12 protein-coding genes and 1 pseudogene are annotated in these 18030 nt (G+C 71.1%); 11 read left to right on the top strand and 2 right to left on the bottom strand.

The genetic code is table 11. The features are described from left to right. The 4 genes from Q0112_RS07725 to Q0112_RS07710 all read left to right on the top strand — a co-directional run. The coding region (locus tag Q0112_RS07725; protein ID WP_297973549.1) for a hypothetical protein at positions 1-2488 on the top strand (2488 nt) is incomplete at its 5' end. 83 nt (positions 2489-2571) lie between these two features. Further along, positions 2572-3213, top strand: coding sequence for a hypothetical protein (locus Q0112_RS07720; protein ID WP_297973546.1), 642 nt, complete (start codon positions 2572-2574; stop codon positions 3211-3213). A 23-nt stretch (positions 3214-3236) separates the two neighbouring features. Further along, positions 3237-5543 (top strand): hypothetical protein, encoded by a 2307-nt coding sequence (locus tag Q0112_RS07715; protein ID WP_297973543.1) that lies wholly within the window; start codon positions 3237-3239, stop codon positions 5541-5543. Beyond that, positions 5543-7624, top strand: coding sequence for a hypothetical protein (locus Q0112_RS07710; RefSeq protein ID WP_297973541.1), 2082 nt, complete (start codon positions 5543-5545; stop codon positions 7622-7624). Before Q0112_RS07715 ends, Q0112_RS07710 begins: the two co-directional genes overlap by 1 nt. Positions 7625-7642: 18 nt before the next feature. Here Q0112_RS07710 and Q0112_RS07705 read toward each other — a convergent pair whose 3' ends face one another. Together Q0112_RS07705 and Q0112_RS07700 are read right to left on the bottom strand one after the other, a co-directional pair. After that, a complete protein-coding gene (locus tag Q0112_RS07705) occupies positions 7643-8092 on the bottom strand; it encodes a hypothetical protein (RefSeq protein WP_297973539.1) in 450 nt (149 codons plus the stop codon). Position 8093: 1 nt separating this feature from the next. Then, on the bottom strand, positions 8094-8519 hold the full coding sequence (locus Q0112_RS07700) for a DUF1489 domain-containing protein (RefSeq protein WP_297973537.1): 426 nt from the start codon (positions 8517-8519) through the stop codon (positions 8094-8096). 81 nt (positions 8520-8600) lie between these two features. Here Q0112_RS07700 and Q0112_RS07695 point away from each other — a divergent pair, with 81 nt between their 5' ends. From Q0112_RS07695 to Q0112_RS07665, 7 genes and pseudogenes are all read left to right on the top strand, one after another. After that, positions 8601-11459 carry an adenosylcobalamin-dependent ribonucleoside-diphosphate reductase gene (locus Q0112_RS07695; RefSeq protein ID WP_297973534.1) on the top strand — a complete coding sequence of 953 codons (2859 nt, stop codon included), beginning with the start codon at positions 8601-8603 and terminating at the stop codon, positions 11457-11459. Between the two features lie 169 nt (positions 11460-11628). Further along, complete coding sequence (locus Q0112_RS07690) at positions 11629-12621, top strand: LysR family transcriptional regulator (protein ID WP_297973533.1); 993 nt, start codon at positions 11629-11631, stop codon at positions 12619-12621. A 93-nt stretch (positions 12622-12714) separates the two neighbouring features. Then, positions 12715-14238 carry a class I adenylate-forming enzyme family protein gene (locus Q0112_RS07685; RefSeq protein ID WP_297973531.1) on the top strand — a complete coding sequence of 508 codons (1524 nt, stop codon included), beginning with the start codon at positions 12715-12717 and terminating at the stop codon, positions 14236-14238. Next, positions 14238-15065, top strand: a complete 828-nt coding sequence (locus Q0112_RS07680) for a creatininase family protein (protein ID WP_297973528.1) — start codon at positions 14238-14240, stop codon at positions 15063-15065. Before Q0112_RS07685 ends, Q0112_RS07680 begins: the two co-directional genes overlap by 1 nt. A 73-nt stretch (positions 15066-15138) precedes the next feature. Further along, entirely contained in the window at positions 15139-16140 is a 1002-nt protein-coding gene (locus tag Q0112_RS07675; protein WP_297973525.1) for a BMP family protein, read from the top strand. Between the two features lie 22 nt (positions 16141-16162). Beyond that, positions 16163-17686, top strand: a complete 1524-nt coding sequence (locus Q0112_RS07670) for an ABC transporter ATP-binding protein (RefSeq protein ID WP_297973522.1) — start codon at positions 16163-16165, stop codon at positions 17684-17686. A 67-nt stretch (positions 17687-17753) separates the two neighbouring features. Further along, a pseudogene (locus Q0112_RS07665) lies at positions 17754-18030 on the top strand (ABC transporter permease); the annotation flags it as partial.

Genomic DNA, 18030 nt, shown 5'->3' with positions numbered 1-18030 from the left:
GGGTGTCGCCATCGGCGCCGGCGGTGCGGTGGGGCTGGGCGTGGCGGAGGGCGCCCGCGGCTGGACGCCCCGGGCGCTGATCGCCGCGTCGCGCGGCTGGATGCTGGGCGCGCGGATGCTGCTGCGGCACGGGAGGGCCTGCGCCCGGGCGCTGCCCGACGAGGCGGGGATGGTCGACCTGATCGATGCCGAGCTGCTCGGGGCGCTCGACCCGGCCGAGGGGCGGCTGCTGCGCCGGCTGCTGCCGCTCGACGGGCTCGACCTCGAGATCGCCGGGGCGGCGCTGCGGGCGCCGCTGCCGGCGGGCGAGGTGCGGGCGCTCGCGCGGTCGGTGCTGTTCCTGTCGGTCGACGGCGCCGGGCGGGTGCAGATGCACGATCTGCTGAAGGCGGCGGTGCGCCAGCGCTGGGGGGCGGAGGCGGAGGAGGACAGGGTGCTGCGCACGCGCGCGGCGGCGGCGCTGATCGGGCGCGGCGCGCTGCGGCGCGGCCTGTCGCTCCTGTCGCAGGCGGGAGCGTGGGAGGCGCTGGTGGCGGCGCTCGACGCGGTGGGGCCGACGCTGGCCGATGCCGGGGACTTCGGCATCCTGCTGGCGGCGCTCGAGCCGATGCCGGAGGCGGTGCGGGAGGCGAGCGTGGCGGCGAGCTACTGGTACGGGGTCTCGCTCCTGAACCTCGACCCGCCGCGGGCGCGGGTGCTGCTCGAGGCGGCGCTGGAGGCGGCGCTCGCCCGGGGCGACCCGGGCGAGGAGGCGCTGCTCGTGCCGCTCTGGACCGCCTGCGCCGACGGGGTGTGGCTCGAGTGGCGCGAGTGCGGCCTGGCCGATCCGCTGCTGGCGCGGCTGCCGGCGCTGGCGGCGGTGGCCGAGCGGCAGGGGCAGCAGGCGCTGCTGGCGCGCGGCGCGGTGGCGGCGCTCTCGATCCGCGACCCGGCGCATCCGGACTTCCCCGCCTGGGAGGCGCAGAGCCTCGCCGCCTTCTTCGAGCCGGCGCCGCGGCACGAGGCGGTGCGGCGGGGGATCCATCTCTTCTTCCGCTACTGCTGGGGCGAGGGGGCACGCTGGAAGGCGGAGCAGGTGCGGACGCGGCTCGACCATCTGTTCGGGGCCGCGAACGCGCCGCTCGCCGACGTCTGCACCCGGCTGGTGGCGACGACCGAGTTCCTCAGCATCTTCGAGCCGCGCAGCGCCGCCGTCTTCGCGGCGCTGGAGCAGGGGCTCGCCGCCACCGCGCGGCACGGGCAGGGGTTCTGGGACGTCACGATGATCAATGCGGCGCTCTACCGGGCGGCGTCGCTCGAGGACGGGGCGCGGCTCGACGGCGGGCTCGCGCTGCTCGCCGAGCGGCTGGGGGCGCAGTCGAACCCGAACTTCGTGGCGATCCAGGAGAACTTCCTCGGCTACCGGCAGTGGCTGGCCGGGCGGCCGCAGGCGGCGCTCGGGCATTTCGAGGCGGCGCACCGGCTGGCGGTGGCGCACGGCTTCGCGCTGTCGCCGCTCTACTACGGGCTGGCCATCGCCGGCGTGCTGCCGGCGCTCGGCCGGGCGGGCGAGGCGCGGCGGTGGATGCGCGACTGCCGGCGGGCGGCGCGGGCGCAGCGGAGCCGGATCATCTCGTTCATGGCGCTGCTGCGCGGGGCGGCGCTGGCGGCGGCGCGTCCGGCGCGGGCGCTGCGCTACCTGCGGCCGGCGCTGGCGGTGGGCGCGGCCGAGCGGCTGATGGTGCATCCCTACCTGCGGCGAGGGGAGATGGCGGCGCTGCTCGGGCTGGCGGCGCGGCATGGCATCGAGCCGGAGTATGTGGCGGAGCTCGCGGGCTCGCTCGGGCTCGACGTGGGCGGCGGGGGGGCGGTGCGGCTGCTGACGCTCGGCACCTTCGACATCGTCGAGGGCGGGGCCTCGCGGCTGCCGCCGGGCAAGTCGCAGCGGGTGCCGGCGCGGCTCGCGCTGCATCTGGTGTCGGCCGGCGGCCGCGGGGTGCCGACGGAGGAGCTCGTCGACCGGCTGTGGCCGGAGGTGGACCTGCCGGCCGGGCGCAAGCGGCTGAAGTCGGCGGTCTACCGGCTGCGGCAGCTGATCGGCGACGCCGCCGCCGTCCGGGTCGGCACCGACCGGGTGGCGCTCGATGCGGCGCGGATCGCGGTCGACGCCTGGGAGCTCGAGGCGCTCGCCGCCGGCAAGCCGGGCGGCGACGCGCTGCAGGCGGCGCTCCGGCTGCATCCGGCGGGCTTCGGCGGGCCGCAGGCGGCCGGGCATCCCGAACTGCTGCTCTACGGCCAGCACCTCGCCGCGCTGGCGGCGCGGATCGCCGTGCAGGATGCGGAGGCGCGGCTGGCGGCGAACGAGCACGAGGCGGTGCTCGTCAACGTGCGCGATGCGGTGCGCTGCTTCGGCTACGACGAGACGCTGGTCGAATGCGCCGAGGCCGCCGCCCGCGCGCTCGGCCGCTCGGGCGAGGCGCGCGCGCTCGAGGCGCTGACGGAACTCTGACCCGGTGGCGGGTGGCGTTACCGATCGGTGACCGGCGCGCGCTATCAGCATGGTGCACATGTGGGGCCGCCGGAGGTGGGAGCGTGTCGGAGACGACGCTGGAGTTCATCACGCTTCGCCAGCCGGAGCGCATCCGGCAGCGGATCAAGCGGCTGCGCTACATCAGGGACCTGCGGACGGGGGCGTTCGCCCCGTTCCGCGCGCAGGTCGTTGCCGCGGACGTCTACCGCGAGAAGGTCCTGCTCGCCCGGACGCTGCTGTCGGGGCCGCTCTTCTTCACCGTCGAGCGCTACTACCGCTTCCGCTTCGAGGCGGCGGTCGAGGCGCTGCGCGAGGAGCTGCGCGGCCCGGTGGTGCGGCGCGACGGCAGCCGGACCGAGGGGGCGAACCTCGCCGAGCTGATCGCGCTGCTGGAGGAGCGGGTGCCGGCGCTCGCGCAGACGCAGTTCTTCCACGGCGGCGCCCCGTCGCCCGCAACGGCGCTGGCGATGCTCCTCCAGTATGCGACGATCTGGGACTCGCTCTACGCCACGGCGGTGATGGCCGGGATCCACCAGGTCGAGACCAATCACCTGATCGACGCGATCCGGGCGCTGCACGTGCTGACGGTGCTGCGGCTGGAGAATCTGAAGACCCCCGCGCCGGAGACCTGGCCCTATTTCGACTTCGACGGCTACGAGGCGATGCTGCCCGGCAACCTCCTCGCCTACACGCGCCTCGTCTGAGGCGGCGATCCGGGAGTGCAAGCATGAAGCAACCACGCAAGGCCGCGCGCAGCCGCACCGCCGCGGGCAGCGGCGCCTCCGACGCCGCGGCCGCGGCCGGCCGGCCGGAGATCGGCCAGGTCTCGCTGCCGCCGCTCGAGCGCCTGCAGCCGATCTTCGGCGGCGACGACGACCTCGACCCGATCACCCGCTGCATCCACTACCGGCCGTTCCTGCGCAGCTGCCTCGCGCCGGTCAGCGTCGGCGACCTGCTCGTGGTCGAGCAGCAGCTCTGCGGCTACACCGCGGACGAGATCGCGCAGATCGAGAACATCATGGCGCGGGAGCGCAAGGAGTTCAGCACCCGCGACACGAACCGGACGACGGAGACGACGGAGACCTCGTTCGAGCGCGAGACCGAGGAGACGAAGTCGACCAAGGTCGACGAGCGCTTCTCGCTGACGGTGCAGTCGCAGGAGGCGCAGAGCCAGCAGGCCTCGGTCAGCGGCAACGTCAGCGCGTCCTACCGCGCGCCGACCTTCTCGGCCAGCATCAGCGCCAACGCCTCCTATACCTCGTCGAAGGACAGCTCGTATTCCACCTCGCAGGAATACGCCAAGACCATCACCGAGGAGGCGAGCAAGCGGGTCCGCGAGGCGGTCAGCGAGGTCAAGAGCGTGACGGTGGTGACCGAGTCGGTCAGGACCGCGCTGCACGGCTTCAACAACAGCGAGGGCACGACCCACATCCGCGGCATCTACCAGTGGGTGTCGAAACGCTACAACGCCCAGCTCTTCGACTACGGCAAGCGGCTGTTCCTGCAGTTCCTGGTGCCGGAGCCGGCCTTCTTCCTGCGCGACATCGACAAGCTGATCGAGCGCGAGGCGCTGGCCGAGCTCGATCCGCCGGTGCATCCGCGCGACCGCGCCTCGCCGATCCGCAGCTACCGCGACGTCACCGAGGGCAACTACGCCACGCTCGCCGCCGCCTACGACGTGACCGACATCGCGCCGCCGCCGCCGCAGTTCCTGGTCAAGGGCAAGGGCATCGCCCATCCCGACGCCGACCAGGGCACGGCCGACGACAGCCGCCAGGACCACAACGAGCCGACGCTCGCCCGGACGATCGACAGCGTCGCCATCGACCAGGGCTATCACCTGGTCGAATGGCAGGCGAACATCCCGCTGGTCGAGGTGGCCCGGCCGGACAAGAACGGCAGCAACCCGGACGTGAAGTACGGCTACTACACGACGGTCGGCTTCTCCAACACGTCGGGCGACGTGAACACGCTGCTCGTCAACGTGCTCGGCGTCACCTGCTACTACGTCACCCACAACGACGGGGCGGACAACGACAAGGACATCATGGTCAGCACCGGCCGGTTCGACGCCTGGCACGCCGCGCCGGAGCCGCTGGAAGGCGTGATCCCGATCACCATCGGCGCGGAGTACGAGGGCAAGCTCTACTTCAACCTGCTCTACCGGATGCAGCGCAACGACGCGACGCTCGAGCAGTGGCAGATCGACACCTACGCCAAGATCCTCGGGGGCTACGAGAACAAGCGCCAGGCCTACGAGCAGGCGCTCGATCAGGCCGAGATCGCCCGGGACAGCCAGATCGGCGCGCTGAAGGTGCAGCCGCGGGAGGAGACCTACCGGCGGGTCGAGGCCGAGGAGCTGCGCAAGCACAGCATCGACGTGCTGACGCGGCACACCGCCTTCTCGGAGCTGCCGCGCCGGCTGAACGAGCTGCCGGACGGGCGGCTGGAGATCAACCTCGCCGGGCTGTTCGGCATCCCGAACTGGCAGGCGAACAACGTCAACGGGGTGACGGCCTCCTTCTTCGAGGAGGCCTTCGAGTGGGAGATGATCACCTACAAGCTCTACCCCTACTTCTGGACCGACCGCGAGCGCTGGCACCATCTGTTCCGCGAGGTGGAGACGGGCGACGCGCTGTTCGACCAGTTCCTGCGGGCGGGCTATGCGCGCGTCGTCGTGCCGCTGCGCCCGAGCTACGAGCGCTCGGTGCTCTACTTCCTGCGCACCAACATGATCTGGGCGGGCGGCGAGCTGCCGGCCTTCGACGACGACGCGCACCTGTCGCTGCTCGAGGAGCTGCATGCGTCGGTCCAGCTCGAGAAGGGCGACGGGACGCCGGTCGGCGAGCCGTGGGAGGTGAAGCTGCCGACGAGCTTCGTCTACCTGCGCGAGGAGCCGGGGCTGCCGGAATTCGAGTGCAGCTTCGCCGCGGCCGGCCCGGAGGCGCCGGCCGAGCTGCCGAGCGAGGAGGAGATCGACGGGCAGGAGGAGGCGATCGCCGCCCTCTTCGCCGCCGAGCAGAGGCCGGCCTGATGGCCGAGGCCGCCGCGGAGGAGAGCTTCGAGTTCGACATGATCTCGGAGCTCTTCGGCGCCATCGCCGAGGCGCCGGAGAAGGACCACGGGCGGATCCTGAAGGCGTTCCTGCTCAACGGCATCGACACGATGCGCGAGCATACCGCCTTCCAGCTCGACCTGCTCGAGAAGCTCGCCGCGATCGCGCTCAACAACGTGCAGGACGTGCGGCTTTACAGCCTCGAGGCGCGGATGAAGGAGATCGAGCAGGGCAAGCCGGTCACCTTCGGCGCGGTCATGGCCGAGCTCTTCTTCGCGCTGGCGGTCGAGGCGGCGATCCTGGTCGGGGTCACGGCGGCGGCTCCGGTGGTCGCCGGCGCCGGGGCGCTGCTGCTCAGCAACATCAAGACGGCGGTGCGCGCCCCCCGCCGCACGCACCGGATCGCGCTGACCCGGCGGGCGCGGAGCATCGTCGACGAGGCGCGGGCCGATCTCGCGCGGTCGGAGCAGCGGCTGCTCGACCAGCTTCAGGCGCCGCGGCAGCGCGGGCCGAACCGGGCGGCCGAGCGGGCGGCCTGGCGCGAGCGGAAGGTGGCCGACAAGGCGACCGCGGCCGAGCTGGCCGAGATCCGCCGCAAAATCTTCCACATGGACCGCAACCGCGAGTTCCACGTCCAGGAACTGGTGGCGGCGCAGGTGCCGTTCGAGACGGTCGCGCCGCAGTTCCAGGACCTCGAGGCGGCGAAGGTCGGCGGCAAGCTCGCCGCGCTGATCGCCGACTACGCCCACCATGTGGACGCCGGCAAGTCCGGGGTGCGCGCCTTCTCGCTGCTGGCGCTCAAGCAGTATCCGGAGGCCTTCGCGCCGCCGCCGCCCGGCGGGGCAGCCGACCTGACGGCGGCCTTCACCACGACCGGGGCGCTGGCGGACATCACCCGCGAGTGCGAGTCGCTGAAGCTCGACGTCATACTGCACCACGCCCAGCTCCGCGCCATCGTCGAGGCGGTGGACGAGGACGAGGTGCTGGAGGCGTTCGAGACGATCCTCGTGCTGGAGGAGATCGAGAACAACCTCTTCGACACGATCGACCTGTCGGAGACGATGCTCGCCAGCCTCGAGGCCTTCGTCGCCCCGATGGAGCTCGCGGTCTGGCTGCTCTACCTCGAGGCCAACAACGTGCTCGACCGCGAGGCCACCCCGACGCGGCGGACGGTCGCCGTCGGGGGCTACGTGGCGGGGGCGCGCTTCATCGGCGACGACTTCGTCGTGGAGGTGCTGCGCTCCACCGGGACCGTCGCCGACAATCCGAGCACGACCTACCAGGGGCTGCGCTATTCCGGGCTGCATGTCCTCGACGAGCATCAGGCCTATTATCTCTTCCACAGGTTCGCCCAGCCGGCCTTCGCGCAGATCGCCGACCGGGTGCCGAAGTCGGCCGCGAAGGAGCTCGGCGACTTCATCCACCGCGACGTGGCGGCGCGGGCGTTCGACGAGGTGCTCTCGATGCAGAAGGTCTTCTTCTTCAGCGGCGAGAACGCCGAGCGGCGCGACCTCGTCAAGGAGATGGGCCTCGTCGTCATCGAGTTCTTCAACTTCGTCCGGCAGCGGGTGCGCGATCGCGATGCGTTCGGCTTCTCGGATGCGGTGCCGGAGGGGACGAAGATCGCCGCCCTGCTCGACGGGATCGAGAAGCCCGAGCTGACCGAGGCGCCCGCCGATGCGCCGCCGCCCACCAACTTCGCCGACTGGGAGACGGCGCAGGTCGCCGCGCAGCAGGCCGACTGGGAGGAGCGCACGCTCGTCGTCCTCGACACCCTCAGCGGCGCCTACGACCGGGCGCTCGACTACTATTCCCATAACCTGGCGATGCGGGAGAAGTACCGCGAGACCTTCTCGGTCGAGATGTTCGATGACCTCTTCTTCCGCCAGGCGGAGACGCAGCTGCTGTCGACCCGGTCGGCGATCGAGGCGCAGATCGCCACGATCGAGGCGGACGAGGCGCATGCCTCCGACATCGTCGACGCCCGGATCGAGGAGCTCCAGCGCAAGCTCTTCAACGCGCCGGTGGAGCGCGAGATGCCGAGTGTCTTTGGCCGGTAGGTCCGGAGAGGGCGCTCGTCAGCCGCCGCTGGCGAATACCGCGAGGCGGCTGCGGAGCGTGTCGCTGCGGCGGGTGGCGAAGAGGATGTCGTCGACCCGGTTGGTGCCGTCGAGCTGCGGCACGATCACCAGATACTCGCTCCAGGCCGGGCCGCCGCCGGGGCCGCTGCGGCGGATCTCGACCAGCGCGGCGTTGCGCGTGTGCGCCTCGCAGAGCGGCACGGGGTTGGTGTAGCTCTGGAAGAGGGTCTGCGGCGGCAGGACCCGCGCCCGCGCGGCCGCCGCCTCGATCGCCCGCGCGAGGTCGTCGCTGATCAGCGGCCGCAGGCCGGCCATGTCGCCGGCGAGGGTCACGCGGCAGAATTCGCTGCCGAGCGCGTCGTAGTCGTACTTGCTGCCCTGGGCGGCGGCGGCCGGCAGCGCCAGCAGGAGCGCGAGAGCGGCGCCGAGGGCAGGGGCGAGGCGCATGTCAGAGCACTCCGAACAGGGCGAGCTCGGCGGCGAGCTCGGGCGGCACGTCGCCGGCGCCCGCCGGCATGAGGTCGCGGGGCGCGTCCTCGGGGCGGAGGTAGCGCCAGCCCTGGAACGGGCGGCGCGGCTGCGGCACGGTGCGCACCACCTCGGGGTCGAGGCGGATGGCGCAGCGCTCGATCCCGTCCTCGCCGCGGCGCGGCTCGAGGCCGAGGATGCGCTGCCGGGCGAGGACGTAGCCCTTGAAGACCCAGTAGAGCGAGCCGCCGGCCAGGAGCTCGTCGGCGCGCCGCGGCCACATGCGGGTGACATGGTAGGCGAAGGGGTCGAGGCCGGCCGCCCGGCGCTCGGCGATACGCTCCGCCTGCCAGGAGGCGAGATCCTCGACGCCGTCGGCGCCGACGCAAAGCTTGAGAAGATGCATGTCTAGCGCTAGATATTGAGGGCCGCTGTCACGCAACATATGCGGCTTTCACGACGTCGTCCAGCGCAGCGAGCCCCTGCCATGAACAAGCCCGACCCGCGCCTCGAGACCAGGCTCGCACCCCTGCCCTGGCAGGAGGTAAGCCTCGACGTGCTGCGCGAAAAATACGCCAAGGGCGTCGAGCGCGATCTCGACGGCCCGGAGGCGGCGCGGGCGGTGCGGCAACGTGTCGCGCGGGCGCTGGCGGCGGTGGAGGCCGATCCGGCGGCGCACGAGGGCGCGTTCCTGAAGGCGCTCGAGGACGGCTTCATTCCGGGCGGGCGGATCAATTCGGCGGCGGGCTCGGGGATCCGCGACGTCACGCTCATCAACTGCTTCGTGCAGCCCGTGGGCGATTCGGTCTCGGAGACCGTCGACGGCAAGCCCGGCATCTACATCGCGCTGCGCGAGGCGGCGGAGACGATGCGCCGCGGCGGCGGGGTCGGCTACGACTTCTCGGCGATCCGGCCGCGCGGGGCGCGGGTGAGCGGGACGGACAGCTCGGCCTCGGGGCCGATCAGCTACATGCACGTCTTCGACCAGTCCTGCGCCACCGTGGAATCGGCCGGCGCCCGCCGCGGGGCGCAGATGGGGGTGCTGCGCTGCGACCATCCGGACATCATGGAGTTCGTCAGCGCCAAGCGACAGGCGGGCAAGCTCAACAACTTCAACATCTCGGTCGGCGTGACCGACGCGCTGATGCAGGCGGTCGAGGCGGACGGCACCTTCGAGCTGGTGCACCAGGCCGAGCCGGGGGTGGCGCAGATCGCCGGCGGCGCGCACCAGCGGGGCGACGGGCTCTGGGTCTATGCGACGATCCGGGCGCGCGAGCTCTGGTCGGCGATCATGCGCAACACCTACGAGGCGGCCGAGCCCGGGGTGCTCTTCCTCGACCGGATCAATGCCGAGAACAACCTGCACTATGCCGAGCGGATCGAGGCGACCAATCCCTGCGGGGAGATCCCGATCCCGGACCACGGCTGCTGCTGCCTCGGCTCGATCAACCTCGCCCGCTTCGTCACCGACCCGTTCGGCGCGGCGCCGGGCTTCGACCACGACCGTTTCGAGGCGACGGTCGCGGTGGCGGTGCGGATGCTCGACAACGTGCTGACGGCCACGGTCTGGCCGCTGCCCGAGCAGGCGCGCGAGGCGGCGAGCAAGCGGCGGGTCGGGCTCGGCTTCACCGGGCTCGGTGACGCGCTGATCCTGATGGGGCTGCGCTACGACAGCGCCGAGGCGCGCGAGGTGGCGGCGGAGCTGACGCGGCAAATGCGCGACGCGGCCTACCGGGCGAGCGTGGCGCTGGCGGGGGAGAAGGGGGCCTTTCCGCTGTTCGAGGCGGAGAAGTACCTCGAGTCCGGCTTCGCCCGGCGGCTGCCGGAGGAGATCCGCGCCGAGATCCGGGCGCATGGGCTGCGCAACAGCCACCTGCTGTCGATCGCGCCGACCGGGACGATCAGCCTCGCCTTCGCCGACAATGCCTCGAACGGCATCGAGCCGGCCTATTCCTGGTTCTACACCCGCAGGAAGCGCGAGCCGGACGGGTCGATGCGCGAGTACCGGGTCGAGGACCATGCCTGGCGGCTGTGGCGGGCGCGGGGCGGGACCGAGCTGCCGCCGGCCTTCGTGAACGCGCTCGAGATCTCGGCGCGCGACCATATGGCGATGCAGGCGGCGATCCAGCCCTTCATCGACGCGGCGATCTCGAAGACGGTGAACGTGCCCGAGGCCTATCCGTTCGAGGCCTTCGAGGACCTCTATCTCGAGGCGTGGAAGGCCGGGCTGAAGGGGATCACCACCTACCGGCCGAACAGCGTGCTCGGCGCGGTGCTCTCGGTCGAGGCGCCGCAGGATCTCGACCAGTCCGAGCCCGACCGGCGCATCCGCATCGCCGATGCGCCGCAGGTGGCGCTGGCGGCGCTGCGCTGGCCGCACCGGCCGAAGCTGACCGCGGGCTCGCCGTCCTGGACCTACATGCTCGAGGCGCAAAACCGCTTCGCGGTCTTCGTCGGGCATGTGGAGAACGGCGGGCGGCATCCGTTCGAGGTCTGGGTCAACGGCGAGAAGACGCCGCGCGGGCTGGCGGCGCTGGCGAAGAACCTCTCGATGGACATGCGGGCGCAGGACCGGGCCTGGCTGAAGCTGAAGCTCGACAGCCTGGCCAAGACGCCGGGGACGCCGTTCACCGTGGCGATGCCGCCGGACGGGGCGGCGGTGCCGGTCATGGGCAACGTCTCGGCCTTCGCCAAGGTGGTCGAGTACCGCTGCCGGGCGCTCGGGGTCTTCGACGGCGAGGAGGGGGAGACGCCGCTGGTCGACGCGATGTTCTCGCGCAAGGAGCCGAAGTCGGGGGTGGACGGGACGCTCTCCTGGACGGTCGACATCCTGAACCCGGGGACCGGCGACGACTTCGCGATGTTCGTGAAGGAGTGCCTGCTGCCGGACGGGTCGAAGCGGCCGTTTTCCGTTTGGCTGTCAGGGGCCTATCCGATGGAGTTCAACGGGCTGACGAAGTCGCTCAGCCTCGACATGCGGGTGATCGACCCGGCCTGGATCGGCAAGAAGCTGCGCGGGCTCAAGGACCTGCCGGAGGCGCAGGGGGATTTCTTCGCCCGGCAGCCGGGGAGCGAGAAGCAGGCGGTGCAGCCCTCGACGCTCGCCTATGTGGCGCGGCTCCTCATCCACCGCTACGAGATGCTGGGGGTGCTCGACCGGGACGGCTATCCGGCGGCGGGCTCGGCGATGCTCTGGACCGACGCGCCGGCGCCGGGGGCGGGGCCGGGGGCGGGTCCGGTGCAGGTGAGCGGGCGCACCTGCCCCGAATGCGGCCATCCGACGCTGATCCGCCGCGACGGCTGCGACTTCTGCACCTCCTGCGGCCACGTGGGGGCCTGCGGCTGAAGGCCGTGGTCATCATCATCATGATGATGTGTTGTCGAGTCCGGCGGCCCTTTTGATACATGGGGAGCGCAGCCGGTCCGTCGCAGCCGGTCCGTCGTCGCATGCCTGATCGCTTGACCGGCGCGGGCGCGGTCCTCGAACCTTCTGCCGCGGCCACGGTGCGGAGTTCATGCCGATGAACAATCAATGGCAAACCGAGCTGGATTTCCGGCTGCTGAGGGTTCTTCAGCTTCTGCTGACGCATCGAAGCGTTTCCCACGTCGCCGGCGTTCTCGAGCACAGCCAGCCCTCCGTCAGCGCAAACCTCCGGAAGTTGCGCGAGATATTCTCCGATCCGCTGCTGGTGCGCAGCGGCGCCCGCATGGTGCTCACCGAGCGCGGCAACGACCTGGTCCCGGTGGTCGAGGCGATGCTGGAGACGATGAGGGCGGTCGTGCGGCCGGAAGACTTCGACCCCGGGGCGTCCAGGCGGCATCTGCGCGTGATCGCGGCCAACTGCTTCAATCCGTTCTTCCTGCCGGCGCTGTCGCAGCTCATCCGCGAGAGGGCGCCGGGCATGACGGTCGAATACTGCGCCATGCGCACGGACTCGGAGCTGATGCAGGCGCTGGAGGAAGGGCAGATCGATCTCGTCATCGCCAACTGGCCGACGCCACCCGAGACGCTGCGCTATGCGCCGCTGATGACGACCGACATCGTCTGCATGGTGCGGCCGTCGCACCCGCTGGCGCACCGGCCGGGCCTCGACATGGAAACCTACCTGACCTTGTCGCATCTCTCACCGTCGCCGGTCGCCCACGCGCTCATGAGCCCTATCGACGGAAAGCTGCGGGCGCTGCAACTCAAACGGCAGATCGCCGTCACCGTGCCGGAATACACGGTCGCCCCACTGGTACTCGCCCGTACCGATCTCGTGTTCACGACCGGTCGTCCGTTCGCCGAACATCTTGCGAGCTCCATGAGCTTCAGGCTGCTCGCGGCGCCGCCCGAGCTCGGGCAGATGGCCTTCTACATGCTCTGGCACGAGCGGCTGCAGGAGTCCGGCTGCAATCGGTGGCTGCGGGGGCTGGTTCGCGAGGTCGCGGGCGGAATCGAGAGCTTCGGCCGCGACGAGGCGCGCCGGACCATCGGGCGGCGGCGATCGGAAGCCGGGCGTTCATAACCATTCGCCTATCGGCTTCATAGGCCGGGGTACTCTTTCGCGGTGCCGGGGCAGGTGCAATCATCCTGAACCAACAGGACGGGAATGCTCACCATGCTCATGCATCAGCTCCTCCTCGACGGCGCGGAGCGACATCCGGACACCACGGCGCTGACCTGGGTCGACCGCGATCGGTCGCTGACCTACGCGCAGTCCGTGGACATGATGATGCGCATGGCGGGCGGCCTGGCGTCGCTCGGGGTGCGGCCGGGCGACCGGGTTGCGATCGTCGCGCACAACGGTCTCGACTATCTCCTCGCCATGCTCGGCGCCTGGCGCCTCGGCGCCATCTCGGCGCATGTGAACGTCAAGTTCGCGAACGAGCTCGTCTATTACTTCGGGGACCATCAGCCGACGGTGGTCGTCTATACCCACGACATGCTCGACCCGGTGCGCCGCGCGGCTGCCGAGGTCGCATCGATCCGTCACCTCGTGTGCATGGACGGTCCGCAGGAGGGCGCGCACTCGCTGCCTGATCTGCTCGCGGCCGCGCTGCCCGTGCCGGCGGATCCCGGCGACGAGGGGGCGATCGCGCATCTCTCCTACACCTCGGGGACCACGGGCAAGCCGAAGGGGGCCTGCCTCGCCCACGAGCCGACGGTCCGCGCCTCGCGCTGCATCGCCGAAAGGTTGCGGCTCACCCGGGCCGACGTCTCCTTCGGCCCGACGGCGCTCTCGAGCTCCTACCAGCTCGTCGGCAACCTGCTTCCGCCGCTCTCCCGCGGGGCCGGCACCGCGGTCATGGGGCGCTGGTCGCCCGGGGCGGCCTGGGAGGCGATCGAGCGCCTGAACGCGAGCGCCTTTGTCGCGAACCCCACCTTCCTGGAGGAGCTGCTCGTCGAAAGCCGCGCGCGGGGGCGGACTCCGGGCCGGCTGCGCTACGGCCTCTCCGGCGGCGGCCCGGTGCCGCCGGCGCTCAAGTCCGCGTGGCGCGACGAACTCGGCCTGCCGCTGGTGGAGAGCTTCGGCCAGAGCGAGCTCGGCGGCTTCATGGCGCTCGGCTTCCCTGACCTCGCGAGCGCCGATGCACCGATCGTCCGGGTCGGTCCGCCGCTGCCCGACAAGGAGGTGCGGATCGTCGACGCCGAGGGCCGTCCGGTCCCGACCGGCCGGATCGGCGAGATCATCCTGACCGGCGGCTTCATGAAGGGTTACTGGGGCAAGCCGGAGAAGACCGAGGACGCGACGCGCGGCGGCTGGCTGCGCACCGGCGATCTCGGCTTCGTCGACGCCGACGGCTACGTCACCATGCGCGGGCGCCGCTCCGAGCTGATCGAGGTCGACGGCGTCCTGTGGTTCCCCCGCGACGTCGAGGAGGCGCTCTGCCAGATCGCCGGCGTGCGGCAGGCCGCGCTGGTCGGTGCGCCGCATCCGCTCCTCGGGCGCCGGCCCGTGGCCTTCGTGGTTCTCGGCGACGGAACGGAGCTCGCGGAGGCGGCGATGAAGGCGGCGATCGCCCCGCGGCTCTCCTACGACATCGAGGCGCTCTCGATCCGCGTCGTCCCCGAGCTGCCGATGACGCCGACCGGCAAGATCGCCAAGGCCGAGCTCGCGGCCTCCCTGTCGGAGGCGGCGTGATGGCTTCGCGCTTCTGGGCCGATCTCTCCACGGCCGATTTCGCGACGGCCGACATGGATGGGCTCGTGGCGGTGCAGCCGGTCGCCGCGATCGAGCAGCACGGGCCGCACCTGCCGGTGTCGGTCGACGCCGCGATCAGCCGCGGGATCGTCGAGGCAGCCCTGTCGCGCCTTCCCGAAAGCGTGCCGGCGCTGGTGCTGCCGGCGCTTCCGGTCGGCAAGTCGAACGAGCATCTGGCCTTTCCCGGCACGCTCAGCCTTTCCTACGAAACGCTGGGGCGCGTCTGGTTCGAGATCGCCGAGAGCGTGCGTCGCGCCGGATGCCGCAGGATCATCTTCTTCAACTCCCACGGCGGGCAGCCGCAGCTCGTCGACATCGTCTGCCGCGAGGCGCGGGTCCGGCTGGGGATGTTCGCGGTCGCCTGCACCTGGTTCCAGTGCGTCGACCTCTCCGATCTCTTCGACGAGACGGAATGTGCCCATGGCATCCACGCAGGAGCGATCGAGACGAGCGTGATGCTTCACCTTCACCCGAAGCTGGTGTCGATGGAGAAGGCACGCGACTGGCCGTCCGCCTCGATCCGGGTGGAACGGGAGAATGCGATCCTGCGCGCAGAGGGAAAGACCGGGTTCGGCTGGCAGATGCAGGATCTGCAGCCTTCCGGCGCTGCCGGCAACGCCCTTGCGGCGAGCGCCGATCTCGGACGGACGATCGTCGACCGCGCCGCCGATGCGCTGGCGGTGCTGATCGCCGAGACCGCGCGCTATCCGCTCACCAACCTGACCCGCGCGCCGGAGTTCTCGCGCGTGTCGGACGCCGCTGAATGACGACCGAGGCTCTGCAACCCCCTTTCGGCACCAGCCCGTGCCACCCGGTTCGGGCAATCCCTGGAGATCCGACATGAAGATGTCCCGACGCCAGTTCAACCTCCTCGCCGCCTGCACCGGGGTCGCGAGCCTCGCCCGCCCGGCGCTGGCTGCCGACGAGACCTACGTCGTGCTGCTGCTCTCGGGCGCCATCGCCGACGGCGGATGGGGTCAGCACGCCTATGAAGGGCTGAAGTTGCTGGAGGGCAAGCCCGGCTTCAGGATCGGCTATGCGGAGAACGTGAGCCAGGCGCAGATCCCGCAGGTGGCCCGCGGCTACGCCGACGACGGCGCCAGCCTGATCATCGGTCATGGCTTCGAGTTCGGCAGCCCGCTGCTCGAGGTGGCGCCCGACTATCCGGAGACGGCCTTCTTCGTGTCGTCCTTCCTGCCGCAGCCGGATGTGCCGTCGAACATCCTCTATGCTGACCTCGCCTATTTCGACGTGGCCTATCTGGCGGGTGCCCTCGCGGCCCTGATCTCGGAGAAGAAGGGCGTGGGCTTCGTCGGCGGCGGGGACAATCCGACGCAGCAGAGCATGATGAAGGCCTTCGTCGCCGGTGCGGAGCAGACGGCGCCCGGCACGAAGGCGCTCGGCATCGTCACCGGCGACTACAACGACGCCGCGAAAGGCAAGCAGGCGGCCGCGACGATGATCGGCAATGGCGTGGACGTGATCTGGCACGCGGCCGACGTGACCGGTCTCGGCGCCATTCAGGCGGCGGCGGACACGGCCGGCGTCAAGGTGCTCGGCTGCTACTCGGACCAGACCGAGCTCGCGCCGAAGGCGATGGGCACCAGCTTCGCCATGAACCTCGCCGGCATGGTGACCACGGTGGCCGAGAGCGTCGCCAGCGGCAGCTTCCAGGGCGGCGCCGAGTGGCGGCCGACGGTCGACCAGATGTGGCTGCTCGAGGCGGGCCCGGGCAAGGACCACAATCCCGAGTTGATCCCGGACGAGACCTGGGCGCAGTTCATGCCGATCTGGAACGACGTGGCCGCGCGCAGGATCGATGTCGGCGCGCTGCTGAAGTAGCGCGCCGCCCGGGAACCGCGGGATGACCTTCCATCTGGAGATGCGCGAGATCGTCAAGCGCTTCCCGGGCGTGCTCGCCAACGATCACGTCTCCCTCGCCGTGGAGCACGGGGAAATCCACGCGCTGCTCGGGGAGAACGGTGCGGGAAAATCCACGCTGATGCAGATCCTCTACGGGCTCTACCAGCGGGATTCCGGCGAGATCCGGCTCGACGGCGCGCCGGTGCCGCTCATCGACACCACCGAGGCGATCGGGCGCGGCATCGGCATGATCCACCAGGAGTTCATGCTGGTCCGGTCGCTGAGCGTGGCCGAGAACATCGTGCTCGGCCTCGACGGCGGCAGGTTGGGCGGAAGGCTCGACCTCGACGGCGCGTCGGCGCGGGTGCGCGCGCTCTCGGAGCGGCACGGCCTCGCCATCGATCCATCGGCGCTCATCGAGCACCTGCCGATCGGCGTGCAGCAACGCGTCGAGATCCTGAAGCTGCTCTATCGGGACGCCCGCCTGATGATCCTCGACGAGCCGACGGCGGTCCTTACCCCGCAGGAGAAGGACGGGCTCTTCGCCGTCCTGCGGGCGCTCGCCGCCGAGGGGCGATCCGTCATCATCGTCACCCACAAGCTGCACGAGATCATGGACATCGCCTCGCGCGTCACGGTGATGCGCGACGGGCGCGTCACCGCGTGCGTCGAGACGGCCGCGACCTCCGAGCGGGAACTGGCGCGCCTGATGGTCGGCCGCGACGTGGAGCTGAAGGCGGTCAGGACCCCGCAGCGCCCCGGGCGGGCCGTCCTGAGCGTCGAGGGGCTCACGGCGCACGACGGCGCCGGGCTGCTGCGGCTTTCCAACGTCAGCCTCGACGTGCACGCGGGCGAGATCCTCGGCGTCGCGGGCGTGGACGGGAACGGGCAGCCCGAGCTCGCGCAGACCCTGCTCGGCCTGCGCGACGCCGAGCAGGGGGCGATCCGGCTCGACGGGACAGATATCTCCGGCCTGACGACCGCCGAGCGTCGCGGACTCGGGCTTGCCTATATTCCCGCCGACCGGCGGCACGTCGGCTCTGTGCCGGAGCTCTCTGTCGCCGACAACGCCTCGCTCGGCGACCAGTGGCGACTGGCGCGCCTCGGGGGCCTTGTGCGCGACGACGCGGCGATCCACCGCCACGCGGCGAAGCTGGTGCGCCGGTTCGGGGTCAGGGCCGCGGGGCTCGACTTCCCCGCCGGCAAGCTTTCCGGCGGGAACCTGCAGAAGCTGATCCTCGCCCGCGAGATCATGCGCGAGCCCATGGCGCTCGTCGTCGAGCAGCCGACGCGCGGGCTCGATGTCGGCGCGATCGAGACCGTCTGGGCGGAACTGCTGGCGCAACGGGCGGCCGGCAAGGCGATCCTGCTGATATCGGCGGAACTGGAGGAGATCTTGAACCTCGCCGACCGGATCGCGGTGATGTTCGAAGGCCACATCGTCGGCATCCTGCCGGCGGGGGAGGCGAGCCCGGAGACGATCGGGCTGATGATGGCCGGGCGCCGGCCCGTTGAGGTGGGATAGAGCGATGTCGCGATTTCTCGAGCGCCGGAACCCTCCGGCCGACGGCCCCGGAATCTTTCTCCTTAGCGTGGGCCTCTCCCTTGCCGCCGCGCTGCTGCTTGGCGGCCTGCTTTTCACCATGGTCGGCGCCAATCCCGTCGATGCGTTCGCCACGCTCTTCGGCGAGGCGTTCGGCACCTGGCGGGGCTTCGGCTTCTCGCTGGTCAAGGCGGCGCCGCTCGCGCTGATCGCGCTCGGGACCGTGGTGGCGTGGCGTTCCGGCTTCGGCTATCTCGGCTTCGAGGGCTGCTTCGTGGTCGGCGCCGCGGCCGCGACCGCCTTCGGTCTCGCCGCCGGGCCGGGAG

The organism is uncultured Amaricoccus sp., from assembly GCF_937858865.1.
GTDB lineage: Bacteria > Pseudomonadota > Alphaproteobacteria > Rhodobacterales > Rhodobacteraceae > Amaricoccus.
Note: the sequence above shows the minus strand (reverse complement) of the source record. Positions and strands in the feature narration are given on the sequence as shown.

Coding starts and splice junctions, on each gene's coding strand:
- Q0112_RS07715 (WP_297973543.1), top strand. CDS start 3,237: ATGAAGCAACCACGCAAGGCCGCGCGCAGCCGCACCGCCGCGGGCAGC.
- Q0112_RS07710 (WP_297973541.1), top strand. CDS start 5,543: ATGGCCGAGGCCGCCGCGGAGGAGAGCTTCGAGTTCGACATGATCTCG.
- Q0112_RS07705 (WP_297973539.1), bottom strand. CDS start 8,092: ATGCGCCTCGCCCCTGCCCTCGGCGCCGCTCTCGCGCTCCTGCTGGCG.
- Q0112_RS07700 (WP_297973537.1), bottom strand. CDS start 8,519: ATGCATCTTCTCAAGCTTTGCGTCGGCGCCGACGGCGTCGAGGATCTC.
- Q0112_RS07695 (WP_297973534.1), top strand. CDS start 8,601: ATGAACAAGCCCGACCCGCGCCTCGAGACCAGGCTCGCACCCCTGCCC.
- Q0112_RS07690 (WP_297973533.1), top strand. CDS start 11,629: ATGCCGATGAACAATCAATGGCAAACCGAGCTGGATTTCCGGCTGCTG.
- Q0112_RS07685 (WP_297973531.1), top strand. CDS start 12,715: ATGCTCATGCATCAGCTCCTCCTCGACGGCGCGGAGCGACATCCGGAC.
- Q0112_RS07680 (WP_297973528.1), top strand. CDS start 14,238: ATGGCTTCGCGCTTCTGGGCCGATCTCTCCACGGCCGATTTCGCGACG.
- Q0112_RS07675 (WP_297973525.1), top strand. CDS start 15,139: ATGAAGATGTCCCGACGCCAGTTCAACCTCCTCGCCGCCTGCACCGGG.
- Q0112_RS07670 (WP_297973522.1), top strand. CDS start 16,163: ATGACCTTCCATCTGGAGATGCGCGAGATCGTCAAGCGCTTCCCGGGC.